The sequence below is a fragment of the uncultured Sneathiella sp. genome (assembly GCF_963976355.1).
GTDB lineage: Bacteria > Pseudomonadota > Alphaproteobacteria > Sneathiellales > Sneathiellaceae > Sneathiella.
In genome coordinates, this window is the sequence record NZ_CAXBKA010000007.1 from 74,351 (window position 1) to 87,798 (window position 13,448).

Annotated in this window: 11 protein-coding genes; 7 read left to right on the forward strand and 4 right to left on the reverse strand. The window is 48.9% G+C overall.

Annotated elements, in window-relative coordinates:
• Positions 1-213: 213 nt before the first annotated feature.
• The 6 genes from AAC599_RS15560 to AAC599_RS15585 all read left to right on the forward strand — a co-directional run bounded on the left by AAC599_RS15560 (position 214) and on the right by AAC599_RS15585 (position 6,539).
• Entirely contained in the window at positions 214-1,332 is a 1,119-nt protein-coding gene (locus AAC599_RS15560) for a C4-dicarboxylate TRAP transporter substrate-binding protein (RefSeq protein WP_340151324.1), read from the forward strand.
• 6 nt (positions 1,333-1,338) lie between these two features.
• The gene (locus tag AAC599_RS15565) at positions 1,339-1,857 is read left to right on the forward strand and encodes a TRAP transporter small permease (protein ID WP_340151325.1); all 519 of its coding nucleotides are present in this window, start codon (positions 1,339-1,341) and stop codon (positions 1,855-1,857) included.
• 36 nt (positions 1,858-1,893) lie between these two features.
• Complete coding sequence (locus AAC599_RS15570) at positions 1,894-3,201, forward strand: TRAP transporter large permease subunit (protein WP_340151326.1); 1,308 nt, start codon at positions 1,894-1,896, stop codon at positions 3,199-3,201.
• Between the two features lie 155 nt (positions 3,202-3,356).
• Positions 3,357-4,046, forward strand: a complete 690-nt coding sequence (locus AAC599_RS15575) for a TetR/AcrR family transcriptional regulator (RefSeq protein WP_340151327.1) — start codon at positions 3,357-3,359, stop codon at positions 4,044-4,046.
• 130 nt (positions 4,047-4,176) lie between these two features.
• A complete protein-coding gene (locus AAC599_RS15580) occupies positions 4,177-5,403 on the forward strand; it encodes an acyl-CoA dehydrogenase family protein (protein ID WP_340151328.1) in 1,227 nt (408 codons plus the stop codon).
• 62 nt (positions 5,404-5,465) lie between these two features.
• On the forward strand, positions 5,466-6,539 hold the full coding sequence (locus tag AAC599_RS15585) for a phosphotransferase family protein (protein WP_340151329.1): 1,074 nt from the start codon (positions 5,466-5,468) through the stop codon (positions 6,537-6,539).
• Between the two features lie 138 nt (positions 6,540-6,677).
• On the opposite strand, the gene AAC599_RS15590 is transcribed toward AAC599_RS15585, so the two are convergent.
• The 4 genes from AAC599_RS15590 to AAC599_RS15605 all read right to left on the reverse strand — a co-directional run bounded on the left by AAC599_RS15590 (position 6,678) and on the right by AAC599_RS15605 (position 12,081).
• The gene (locus tag AAC599_RS15590) at positions 6,678-7,442 is read right to left on the reverse strand and encodes an SDR family NAD(P)-dependent oxidoreductase (protein ID WP_340151330.1); all 765 of its coding nucleotides are present in this window, start codon (positions 7,440-7,442) and stop codon (positions 6,678-6,680) included.
• Positions 7,443-7,977: 535 nt separating this feature from the next.
• The gene (locus AAC599_RS15595) at positions 7,978-9,081 is read right to left on the reverse strand and encodes a hypothetical protein (RefSeq protein ID WP_340151331.1); all 1,104 of its coding nucleotides are present in this window, start codon (positions 9,079-9,081) and stop codon (positions 7,978-7,980) included.
• Between the two features lie 59 nt (positions 9,082-9,140).
• Positions 9,141-10,859: an amidohydrolase family protein gene (locus AAC599_RS15600; protein ID WP_340151332.1), complete on the reverse strand. Its 1,719-nt coding sequence runs from the start codon at positions 10,857-10,859 to the stop codon at positions 9,141-9,143.
• 43 nt (positions 10,860-10,902) lie between these two features.
• The gene (locus AAC599_RS15605) at positions 10,903-12,081 is read right to left on the reverse strand and encodes a hypothetical protein (protein ID WP_340151333.1); all 1,179 of its coding nucleotides are present in this window, start codon (positions 12,079-12,081) and stop codon (positions 10,903-10,905) included.
• 129 nt (positions 12,082-12,210) lie between these two features.
• Between AAC599_RS15605 and dctP the strand changes: the two genes are divergently transcribed.
• Positions 12,211-13,398, forward strand: a complete 1,188-nt coding sequence (gene dctP, locus AAC599_RS15610) for a TRAP transporter substrate-binding protein DctP (RefSeq protein ID WP_340151334.1) — start codon at positions 12,211-12,213, stop codon at positions 13,396-13,398.
• Positions 13,399-13,448: the final 50 nt, after the last annotated feature.

The following is a 13,448-nucleotide window of genomic DNA, read 5'->3' on the forward strand; positions in this document are numbered from 1 at the left end:
ATCGGCGCCTCGGAGTTTGTATATTTTATAATTATGATGGATTAATTGTTAGATTGACCAATTAATATTGACATGAGAGCGCAACGATGCATAACATGCTGTAACGAAGAATAAGCCGAAATGAAAAATTGCCGTGCCAGCTTGGTCGATAAATAAAAAGTGCGGCAGGAAATAAGACCTAAATCTAAAAACTCTCAGGGAGGAATGAGCATTATGAAAATGTCAAAATATGTTTCATCAGCTTTGGCTGTGGCGATGGCAGCAAGTGTAAGTTTTGCTGCAAATGCAACAGAGCTTAAGTATGTATTCGGCGGTAATGAATCCGGATTGACAGAGGGGGCGGAACGGTTTGCCGAAGTGCTGAGTGAAGAGACAGATGGTCGTTATACGGCCAAAGTTTATATCGGGAATTTATTTGGCTACAAAGAAACCAATGGGGCGCTTAGCGAGGGGTTAGGCGATGTCGGTTTCGTAATTGCGCCGTATTTTCGGGCAGAATATCCGCAGGTGAACTTTATCGCTGATTTGGCTACGGCGAGTTCCAATCCATATGCGGCGACCGGTGCGTTGGACGAGTACTATATGACATGTCAGGCCTGTATCGATGAATTCAAGGCTCAGAATCAGGTATTTACCGGCACCATGGCGATTGGCCCGTACTATTTGTATTCAAAACCCCGTATTGACTCACTTGAGAGCATTCAAGGCAAGAAGATACGTGGCTTTGGCACTTTTGGCCGTTGGGTGACGGAAATGGGTGGTTCGGCGTCGGTGATTTCCTCCAACGATGTCTATAGTGCGATGAGCCAGGGTGTGCTCGACGGGTCTACTCATACACCTTATACCATTATCAATATTTCGATGGGGGAAGTGTCGGATTATCTTCTTGATGCTCCGATCGGCTTAGGAATGGGTAACGCCCTTTTCAGTGCAAATCTGGATCTTTGGAAGAGTTTTTCGGACGAGGATAAGCGTGCTTTCCTGAAGGCCGTTGCATATGGATATGCGTCATCAACGGTTAACTACCAGAATGACAATCTCATCGTTATGGAAGGTGCGCCCGGAGAGCATGGTGTGGAGATCATCAAGCCTCAGGCAGACCTTCAAGCGAAGCATGATGAGTTCCAAGTTAATGATATCGACCTGGTCGTAAAGACGGCCGTAGAAAAGTTCGGTATCGCGGATGCAGAAGAGCGTAAGAACAGATTTCTCGGTTTGATTGAAAAATGGGAAAAGCTGGTAGAAACCATTGACTATAAGGACGCTGACGCCTTGGGGCAGCTCTACTATGATGAGATTTACTCTAAAGTTGATCTCAACGCTTTTAACTGATCTCCGATGAATATCAAAATAGATGCAGCCATTAATAGGCTTGTTACCGCCGCGACAATTGTCGGGGCGGTAATTTTGTTGCTAATGATGATGCAGATTGTTGTCGATGTGGCTTTGACTAACATTCTGAAACAACCGATACCGGGCAATTCTGTCATCGTTACGCATTACTATATGGTTGCCGTCGTTTTTCTTCCCATCGCGCTGGCAGAAAAACGCAGCGACAATATCACGGTTGATATTATCTATCAGATCGCATCAAGTGCGGCGAAAAACCGGATGATGTATTTCTCTTGGATACTCAGTCTGATTATCTGCGTGTGTATGATCATAAGTTTATGGCAAGCCGCCATGAAGAAGATGCATAGCGGAGCCTTCATGTTCGAACAAGAGATCAGCTTCACGATCTGGCCAGCGTATTTCATTTTACCGATAAGCTTTGGGCTCATGGCTCTTGTGCTTGCCAGTCATATCCTGACCGGTCCTGAAAAAGTAGAGGCCGAGGCGTTGAAACGGGGTCTTTAAAGCGAATAAAAAATTTGCAGGGAGGGAAGGGAAGCCGTGGAAAACGAAATAGTCGGGCTTGTCAGTATTTTTGTTGTGATGGGACTGCTGTTGATGAGGGTTCCGATCGCATTCACGCTAATTTTCGTGTCATTTGTCGGTATTAGTTTGATTCTCGGCCCGCGGCAAGCTTGGGGAATATTGTCGGTTATTCCCTATGATTTCGCGGCAAAATGGACGCTTTCGTCAATTCCGATGTTTCTTCTCATGGGATATATGGCGCATCATGGTGGGCTGACAACGGGCCTGTTCGCTGCAGCGCGCCTCTGGCTGTCACGCCTTCCGGGAGGATTGGCTATTGCGGCTGTGCTGGGATGCTCAGGGTTTGCAGCTGTTTCAGGATCGAGTGTGGCATGTGCGGCGGCTATGGGGAGAATTGCGGTCCCCCAGATGCTGAAATATAATTATGCGCCAACACTTGCGACAGGATCCGTGGCGGCTGGTGGTACTCTCGGCGCTTTGATCCCTCCCAGCATACTGTTGATCCTGTTCGGGATATTCACGGAAACATCAATCAACTTGTTGTTTATAGCCTCGATTGGTGTGGGTGTCTTCTCGGCCGTCTCATATGTCGTCATGATTGTTATTCGAACCTGGTTGAATCCGGAGCTGGCCCCGCCAGTAGATGATCGCCCGAGTTGGCGTGAGAGGATAACAGCCTTATCCGAGGTTTGGCCGGTGCTTGTATTATTCGGGATCGTCCTGGGGGGCATGTTTGCGGGCATCTTTACTGCGACCGAAGCGGGGGCGGTCGGGGCTTTTATGACAATTTTAATCAGCTTTTTTAAGCGCACTCTTACTTTTTCGGCCCTGAAAGATACGTTGGTGGAAACCCTGAGCACTACAGCTAGCTTATTCTTCATCGCCATTGGTGCGAGCTTATTCATAAGGTTCCTCACTTTTGCTGGCACAGATGATCTGATCGCTGAAATCATCCTTCAGTTAGGAACGGACCGGATTGTATTGATCCTTGGGCTGGTCGGTGTGTATTTGGTGATGGGAATGTTTATTGACCCCTTAGGGACTATGCTACTTACTATCCCTTTGGTGATGCCGGTGTTGGATAAGCTTGACATTCCGATGGTATGGTTTGGCGTGTTTCTGGTGAAGATGCTGGAGATTGGAATGATAACGCCTCCTATCGGCCTGAATGTTTTTGTTCTAAAAACGGTGGTACCGCGTGATATTACCCTTGGAATCATTTTTAAGGGAGTGATGTGGTTTATCATCATTGATATATTGGTTGTCCTGCTCATGATATTTTTCCCTCAACTGGTACTCTTCTTGCCGGGTTTTGCGCAATAAAACCTGGCGAAAATTCGCAATGCAAAACTTCTTAAGATTGTGATTGTATCTTTAGTATTGTATTGAGGGTAAAATATGATATTCGGCACTCACCTGAATGTCGTTTAGTTGTATGCATCGGTACCTATTGGTTGAGACAAGAAAAATTGAGGTAAATGGGACAGGTTAAAAGAAAAGAGAAGAAAGGACCGGGACGTCCCACTAAAGCGGTGACGCAAGAAAGAGACTCGCGAGAACTGTTACTTTCTGTTTCAGCGAAACTCTTTGCCCGTTATGGATATGACGGGGTTACCACCGTTGCAATTGCCAAGGCAGTTGGCGTGCGGCAATCCATGATTCACTATCATTTCAAATCCAAAGCATTGCTCTGGGAAGAAACCATCCATTACATTATGCAGAAGCGTAAGGAAGTGTTTCCCATAAATGATCCCGCAATAACGGCCTTGCCACCGGTTGAGCGCGCAAAGACCCATATCCGGCTTCTTTTTGATACCTCGATTAAAGAACCAGAATACGGCAGAATCTTTCAATATGAAGCGATCGCGGGAGGGGAGCGGTTTCAATGGTTGATGGACCACTATGTCCGCCGTTCCGTCGCAATCATAGATCGAACGATTGCCGAGGCTGTTGCCTCGGGTGAAATTCGGGACCTTCCGGTGGAACATCTGACGGCCATTGTCAGCGTTCCGCGTTATCTGAGCGTTGTCTTCGAGGCCATTGTGCGGGATATGCATAATATCGATGCGCCTGCACATGAGTATTTGTCCGGTTTGTGCGAAACCTATATCGATGTGCTGTTCAACGGTATGCTCAAATCGCCAAATACACAGGCACGCCTGACGTAAAGCAACTGTAATCATCGATTTTCAAGTAATTTGGCAACAAAGTTAAACCGCGTCTGTTGCGGGTTGATATATTGTCGTATATAAATAAATTGGTTGACCTATTTATTTATATATCTTTGGAGAGTTTGTGATGGATTTCAGTCCTTCTGAACGGCAGCTGGAATGGCTGGATCGGACGAAAGTGTTTATCAAAGAGCATGTAGAACCTGCTGCCGAAAAATATGAAGAACAGCTTCAGGAGGGTGACCGATGGAAGGTCATTCCTGTCATGACGGAGTTGAAGGAAAAGGCGAAAGCAGCTGGCCTCTGGAACATGTTTATGCCGCCCAGCGAGTATGAAACCGATGAGTACCATGGTGCCGGGTTGACAAACCTGGAATATGCGTTGTGCTGCGAGCAGATGGGGCGTAGTGAATGGGCGCCTGAGGTTTTCAATTGCAAGTCACCGGATACAGGCAATATGGAAGTTTTGCTCCGCTACGGGAGCGATGAACAAAAAAAGCGCTGGCTGCGCCCGCTGATGGATGGTGACATTCGCTCTGCGTTCTTAATGACGGAGCCTGCAGTCGCGTCCTCAGATGCCACGAATATTGAAACGAGCATTCGGCGTGAAGGCGGTGAATATGTCATCAATGGACGAAAATGGTGGTCCACGGGCGTCGGTAATCCGCTATGCAAAGTTGCGATTCTGATGGGAAAAACGGATCCTGACGCGGCAACGCACTCCCAGCAATCCATGATTTTGGTGCCGATGGATACACCCGGTGTCAAAGTTGAGCGGTTGCTGCCGGTGTTTGGTTTTGATGATGCGCCGTATGGTCATGGACAGGTTGTCTTGGATAACGTTCGTGTGCCCGCTGAAAATTTACTATTGGGAGAGGGGCGTGGATTTGAGATCGCTCAAGGTCGATTGGGGCCGGGCCGAATTCATCATTGTATGCGCGCGATAGGAAAAGCGGAAGTTGCTTTAGAAGCCATGATTAAACGACTGGAATCGCGTGTTGCATTTAACAAGCCGATTATCCAGCATTCGGTTTGGGACGAACGGATTGCCAGAGCAAGGTCCAGTATTGATATGTCGCGTTTACTGGTTCTCAATGCGGCCGACAAGATGGACAAGGTCGGCAATAAGGCCGCGCGCATGGAAATTGCGATGATCAAGGTTGTCGTTCCAAAGATGGCTCTGCGTATCATTGATGACGCTATTCAGGCATGGGGCGGTGCCGGCGTCACAACTGATTCAGGTTTGGCGCGTGCCTACTCCCTGATGCGCGTGCTGCGTATTTCCGATGGTCCGGATGAGGTTCATAATCGCACAATCTCGCGGCTTGAGGTCAAGAGGCAAAGCGCTCCATAAACTACTCGGACAGATCAGTTTATCTCAACATTGGTGCAAGGCGGGGAAAAGGAAATAGTAATATGTCAGGCAAAGATGATAAAGACACGTTCAGTGAAGCGGCAGCCGCGAATACAAATCAATCGATAGATACAGCGCGGTTGGATAAGTGGATGGCCGATAATATTGACGGCTATGTGGGTCCTCTCGAAGTCACAAAATTCCCCGGTGGACAGTCAAACCCCACGTATCAGGTAAAGGCCCGGAATGGCTCCTATGTTTTGCGAAGCAAGCCGAGAGGGAAACTGGTCGCGTCCGCCCATGCCATCGATAGAGAGTTTCGGGTAATGTCGGCTCTTCATAGGCAGAAGTTCCTGGTGCCAAATCCACATGTTCTATGTATGGATGATTCAGTTATTGGCTCCGCATTTTACATCATGTCCATGATTGATGGACGGGTTTTCACAAATCAGCTTTTGCCGGACGTTGCCAAGGAAGATCGCCGTGAAATTTTTATATCTCAGGCCGAGACATTGGCAAAATTGCACAGCTTTGATCCGTCAGAAATAGGGCTCGGTGATTATGGCAAACCAGGCAACTACTTTGAACGTCAAGTGAGGCTTTGGCAGCGGCAATATCGTGAGGCGCAGGACCGGGATATTCCGGAGATGGAAAAGCTGCTCGAATGGCTGCCCAATAGCGTGCCGCCACAGCATGGGCTGTCAATCGTTCACGGGGATTATAAACTTCATAACGTCATGTTTCATAAAACCCTTCCGAAGGTCGAGGCGGTTCTTGATTGGGAGCTGTCTACGACGGGGGATCCGTTAGCCGACTTGAGCTACATGTTGATGCAATGGATACGAAATGACGAAGTTTTTGGTGGCCTCGCTGGCGTTGACTTCAAGGCGCAGAACATTCCCACGTTAGAGGAAATGGCGGAGGCCTATTGTAATGCAGCCGGCCGTGCCAAGATCCCTGATCTGAACTGGTACTTCGCGTTTAATATGTTTCGCCTTGCAGGTATTTCCCAAGGTATTGTTGGTCGCATCAAGGCAGGGAATGCCTCCTCTGAGAAGGCCCATATGGCGGCACAGCGTATAGAGCCGCTCGCGAAATCTGCATGGGAATATGCCAAAAAGGCAGGGGCAAAATAGCAATTGCGTAATTTCGAATGAACGAAACGCCTCCGGGAGAACAGGTTCATTCAAAATTCAAGGCGACCTAGCTCAGGAATAAAGGCGGACATGGTTTTTATTCCCGAGCCATTTCTCTTCCGAAATGAAAAGCGTCAATTAACGTGGCGTCATGCGAATGGCTCCATCTATCCTGATTGTCTCGCCGTTGATGTAAGAATTTTCCAGTAACTGGATGGCGAGCTTGGCAAACTCTGCGGGAACGCCTAGGCGAGGCGGGTTAGGCACGGTCCTTCCGAGCGAGTCACGAACATTTTGAGGTAATCGTGCCAGCAGCGGCGTGTCGAAGATGCCGGGTGCAATTGTATTGACGCGGATATTTTTTGACGACAGATCTCGCGCGGCCACAATCGTCATGCCGACAACACCGGCTTTGGAGGAGGCATAGGGAATTTGTCCAATTTGCCCTTCAAATGCCGCGACAGATGCCGTCAATACGGCAGCTCCTCTCTCTCCGTCTACCGGTTCGTTTTTCGCCATGCTTGCCGCTACGAGCCGAAGGACGTTAAACGTCCCGATCAGATTTGTATCGATAACCTTTTTGTATGCTTCCAGCGAGCCTGGACTTCCATCCTTTTCGACTAATCGAACGGCGCCGCCGTGACCAGCACAATGTATTACGGAACGCAGTGGTCCGTTTTTCTCCGCGGCTGTTACTGCTGCCGCCATTTGCTCAGGGTCAGTTACATCTGCCGCGGCGAAAGAAGCAGCCTTGCCGAGGTCATCAGCAACTTTTTGTCCGTCAGAAGAAGGCAAATCTACAATTACGACATTTGCTCCAACTGACAAGAGATGTTTGACACAGGCCAACCCCAACCCTGACGCACCGCCTGTAACGAGCGCTGAAGTGCTTTTTAAATCCATTTATTTTCTCCTTTTTGGATAAAATAATTATATTGATGTCGATCTAAAATGTCACGTTAAGGTGTTATAATTAATATGATAATTTAGTATATGGCTCTGATTATTCTTCCCTTGGCGTGCTGAATTTGCAGCAATGCTTTCGGGATGAAAGCGACGCAATATGCGATGACCAATTCAGGACTTTTTTTGAACAGGACGAGTGTGTAGAAATTAGTTTTAAGTTACCAATAGCAGTTGATGAACATCAACTATTTCCATACTCGCTCTAGCTTGCGAATGTCGCACCAAGAATTCCTTGGAATATGGAAGGGCTTGGCAAATAACGCTGTCGATAGTCTTTCACCTAAATGGCCTGATAACAACGGGAGGGCGCTGAAAAATTCTCAGATTTTGGATAGTAGGCATTTTGTGTTTCGGAAATCAACTTTTGATTGATTTATGGAAAATACATTATCTCAAGTTCTAACCTGCATTCGCAGATAATATGTCTGGAATTACAGTTTTTCTTGATCTGTTATAGGTTGAATTATGGGGTTTAGCGCCCGCGATGATCCCGCGTCTCTCCCATTTTTTTGGGATGTGCATAGCCATGGACATATTCAGTCTCGATGTGATCCAAGGCCATCATTTTGGCCATCGCTTCGTCATGAAGGGCAATCAAGGCATCCTCGACAGGATAGTGGGCACGCACCTCCTCGGCGACACTGTCTCCTGGTGGATTTTCCTGATACCAACGGACCGTCTGGCGTAATCCTTCGATCGGATCAACGATATCGCGATAGCCAAGATCATGTTGAAGCGGAAAAATATCGAACATCCGATGGAAATCTGCATCGTTGAACACTTGTAACACCCGAGCGTGGGACGCCATGGAGTCAGGAATTGAAACGACCTCTATCTCTCCTCCCATTGCTTCGAAGAGCACTTCCCCAAGCTGCGCGAGCGTAAACTGCCGCTGATCGGCGCAGTTATAGATCTTGCCTGCCGAATTTTCGGGTTGGTCAACGCCAAGCAGCACGGCATGGGCCATGTTCTCTGCGAATCCATTGCTAATGAGCGTCAACCCTGCGTCCGGCAGTGCTACGCGGCGGCGTTTGTCGAGGCAGCGCTGGAGAAACCACCAGAATCGAATGGGCATAACCTGTCCCGCCCCATAGATCAGAGGATATCGGAAATGGCTGACATTGCAGTCCTCTCCGTGATGCGCCATAACATGGCGCTCAGCGTCAAGCATCTTATAGCCAAAAGCATGATCCTCCGGCGATCGCAGCAACGGCGTTGTTTCGCTGAGCGGAACGGTACAGCCTGTCGGAAACACGGATTTGGGATCTGCAAAGCCACGAAAAATTGCCATGCCGCCGATTGTGATCAACCGGTCGGTCAGGGGCGCCACAACATCGGAGACGACTTTTATCCGGCCATAGGCACCAATCACCACATCGAAATGCCGTCCCTCCAGCGCCGGTGCAAGCGATTCATGAAAATGCGGGTCCGCTTTGATCCGTTCGACTTCGGCCGGGATATGGCTGTCATCCCGACCCCCGCGATTGAGCATGCTTACCTCGTAACCACGTTCAAGAAGCCCTTTCACCAGAAACCGTCCGGTGGGTCCGGTGCCGCCTATCAATAATGCCTTCATCTTATACTTTCTTCTTATCTTGTTATTGTTGGATCTCTGGGTGGGAATGTGTCTCCGTCCTAAACGGGTGCGTGTTGGACGCCGCGCACCAGTCTGCCAGGTAGCCGTCCCGTTGGCTCTCCGTTTCGGTAGGTGATTTCTCCGGCGACAATGGTGGCAATATATCCATCCGCCTTCTGAACAAGGCGCCCGCTACCGAGAGGCAGATCATACTGCATTTCGGGGCGATGAAGTTTCAGATGATCGCGATCAATAACATTGATATCGGCGCGATAGTTCCGCGCGAGGACGCCGCGATCCATCAAATTCATTGCCCGTGCATTGTCAGAGGTCAGGGATTTTATGATCTGGCTGATAGAGATTGACCCCTTGTCCCCATCGCCGACCCAATGTTGCAGCATGAAGGTCTGGCCGCTGGCATCGCAAATGATGCCGACATGGGCGCCACCGTAACCAAGGCCAAACAGCGTATCAGGGTGCTTGAGCATTTCTTCCACGGCATCAAGGTTTTTATCTGCATAATTAAGTGCCGGGGCGTAGAAAACATTTTCACCATTGTTTTCAATCAACAGATCATATGCAAGTTCAGCAAGCGGAAGGTCGCGCTGTTTGGCAATCGCCGCCAAACTGTCTTCCGCTCTGGGCGAATAATCGAAGCTTTCCGTCATCAGATAGATATTTTCAAGATCGACCAGAGAGCTGTTAACAACTGATTCGAAGGCCTCTGCAGGAAATTCATCGATTATCTTTCGGCGTATTTCCGGCTGCTGCATCAGTCTCAGCCTTTCGTCTGCCGGCAAATCCTTTATTGCTATGTAGCTTGGCGAGAAAGAAAAGAAGTTATAGTGCAGCTTTTGTCCAAGAAGCAGCCCTATCGGGCGGCAGTAGACCTGCGGCTTGATACTTATGCCTTCCTGATTCGCCTGTTCTGCAAGTTGCAGAATAGATCGCCATAAATCCGGTGTTTTAGAACGCTGGGATAGAGAGAATGTCATGGGAACACCTGATTGTTCCGTCACTCGCCTTAACATTGCGAAGTCAGATTCGACCTCGCTGAATTCTGTAATAAACTGTAAAAGCCCTGTTCCGGCATTTTTGATGCCTTTGCCAATTGCGATCAGCTCACTTTCCGAGGCGGAAATACCAGGCATCAAATGCTGGTCGCTGGAACGGTGATTAAGGCTGCGGGATGTTGAGAAACCAAGAGCGCCAGCTTCGATTGCTTCAGATACAATATTTGACATCTGGGCGAGGTCAGAGGCAGTGGCCGGTTCGCGATTAATACCGCGATTACCCATTGTATATACGCGCAGCGGAGCATGAGGTATATAGGCGCCAATATCGATATCGTACTGGCGCTGGTCCAGAAAATCGAGAAATTCGGGGAATGATTCCCACTTCCAGGGGATGCCCTCGGTCATGACCACACCCGGAATATCTTCAACGCCTTCCATCAGGCGGATGAGGTTGTCATGATCTTCCGGCCGGCATGGAGCAAAGCCGACCCCGCAATTTCCCATCACTGCGGTGGTTACGCCGTGGCTGGAAGACGGGGTGAGTCGATCCGACCAGGTTGCCTGTGCGTCATAATGGGTGTGAATATCCACAAACCCGGGGGTTACCAGCTTTCCAGTCGCGTCAATTTCTTCGTCTGCGGTGCCCTGTAGCGAGCCCATCTCTGCAATGACGCCATTCAGAATTCCAACATCGGCCTGATAGGGCGCGTCGCCGAGACCATCTACGACTGTGCCATTCCGGATGAGAATATCATAATGCATATCACTATCTCCTTGCTCTCTGGGGCCGCGATTATCGTGTTTATTAACTCGGCTCTTTTCCGAGAAGTGTTGCGCTGGTGGGTGTCACTGCCGCAGCGGTTACGAGGCATATTTTTGTATCTTCAACCTGAGAGGTGGATTCGCCACGTATTTGCCTGACCCCCTCGACGAGAAGATTCAACCCGTGGACATATGCTTCTGACAGCAGACCGCCCGCCGTATTGATGGGAAGGCCGCCATTTGGCCAGTCGAGGTTGCCGTCTGCTGCGAAGTCACCGGCTTCTCCAAGGCCACAAAAGCCAAAAGCCTCCAGTGTTGTGATAACGCCGCCACTGAATGCATCATATATCTGGGCGACATCGACGTCGGATCGTTCAATCCCTGCTCTGGCAAATAGCTCGTCCGCCAGTCTTTTTTGCGGCCCGATAGAAAAAATTTCTTCCGGCATGTTGTAGTTACCGAAATTACCTGTACCCCATCGGCCATCACCACCTTGGCCAACCGCAAGAATATGTGCGGGCTTTCCACGAAGATCTGCCGCGCGTTCACGGGTCGTTACAATTAAGGCACAGGCGCCGTCAGTTTCAAGACAGCAGTCATAGACGCGATAAGGATCTGCAATCATTCGACCGGAGAGGTATGTTTCCAGATCAAGCGGCTTTTCGTACATCACCGCATTTGGATTCCTGTTAGCGTTCGCCCGGCAAGCGAGGGCAACGCGTGCCAGCTTCTCCTCGGTTAAACCGTAGCGATGCATATAACGACGGAACGTAAGGGCTGCTTGACCGGGCGGAGAAAACAAACCGTATGGAGATGCAAATTTTTGATGGGCACTCCATTCATGAAACTGTCCATAACGGAATTGTTGTCCCTGGCAGAGAGCTCTGAGGACGACAACATAGTTTGCGGTTCCGTTTTCCACTGCAGCAACGGCATGGGACAGGGAGGCACTGGCGCCTCCACCTCCGCCGCCCCATACCATTGTCGCCAGCCGAAGTTGTTTGATCCCCAAAGTGACTTCCAATCGGGCCGGATCGTTTCTATCGTCTGAATGAGCTGAGAAGCCGTCGATTTCACTAAGAGGCAATCCGGCATCCTCAGCTGCGGCCATGATTGCTTTGCAGGCGAGGCTGAATTCACTCTCTTCGGTCACGGCCCCCCACCTTTTGTATGGTGTCTGGCCGATGCCGACGATACAGGCGCTATGTTTTCGATTGGTCATGAAATTCTCCTTGCTCATTCTGTACTTCTTTTTGCTGTTGGTCAGAATTTTGAAATCTATTAAAATGTTCATTATATGAACAGTTATTTCATCTGTTGACTATATGCGCAATGATATGAGATAATCAACATGTTTGAAAGAGAAACCTCCGAATACCTGGTTCAAGCGGTGACCAGTAATATTTCGTCCGCAATAAAAAGAAAGGGAGACACAGATATGAGAATGTCGAAATTTATCCTCGGCGCGTTGGGGCTCGCTGGTGTTATCGTTGTCGGAGCGCCGTCCAACAGTGAAGCCAAAGAGACATTGATATACGCAAATTACATTTCCGAAGTATATACCTCTTCACAAGCTGATATTTGGTTTATGGATGAAGTAGAAAAACGCAGTAACGGGGAAATTGTTTTCGAACGCTATTTCAGCGGTTCACTACTTAAAGCATCGGATCTGTATCCCGGTCTCTCACGAGGTGCTGCTGACATAGTCGCAGGCGTGCCGAGCGCTTATAATCGGAATGACTATCCGCTGACCAATGTAACGCTTCCCTTCATTACGGAAAAAACGGACGCTGTTACAAAGGCATTTAATGAACTTTACCTGAGCAATGAAGATTTACGCAAAGAATATGAAGGCCGAAATGCAAAGCTTCTATATTCACGTGGATATGCTGAAAATTCTACCTGGTCTCGCGTGCCGATCACAAAAGCGTCTGACTATGAAGGACTTAAAGTACGTGCCGTTCTTGCAATTGCGGACGTGATGGAAGAACTGGGTGCGACTACGGTCGCGGTTCCTTTTCCGGAAGCTGTTGAGGGAATGGGGCGAGGGGTTGTTGATGCAATGTCTTCTGCTCCGTTCGACTCTGCCATCAAAAGCGGGCTCCCTGATATCGCCAAATTTGGCACCGACGGTGGTCGAATGGGTGTTTATGCGACCAACATGGTTTCTATGAATCTGGATCGCTGGAACAGCCTTAGTCCCGAAAATCAAAAAATAATATCTGAAGTTGCTGCGGAAACAGTCGATGTTTTTGCGAAACTGCATGCGGAAGAGGTAAAAAAAGCGGCGGAAAAGCTCTGTGAAATCGCTTCCAAGGGTGATTTGAAAATTACCGTATTCTCAGACGAAGCAGCCCAGCAAGTCCGGGAAATTGCTTATCAGCCGATTGCAGATGCCTGGGTTAAGTGGGCTTCAGAAGCAGCGAACGTGGATGCCCAAAGCGTCTTGGATGGTTACATTGCACTAGTTAAGAAATACGAGCCAGAGTCTGACTATAAGACCGGCTTTCAGTTATACACGGAACAATGTGGTTCTTGATTGATCTTTGACGGAAGCGCTGGCGAAAGGATTAAATACTCCTTTCGCAC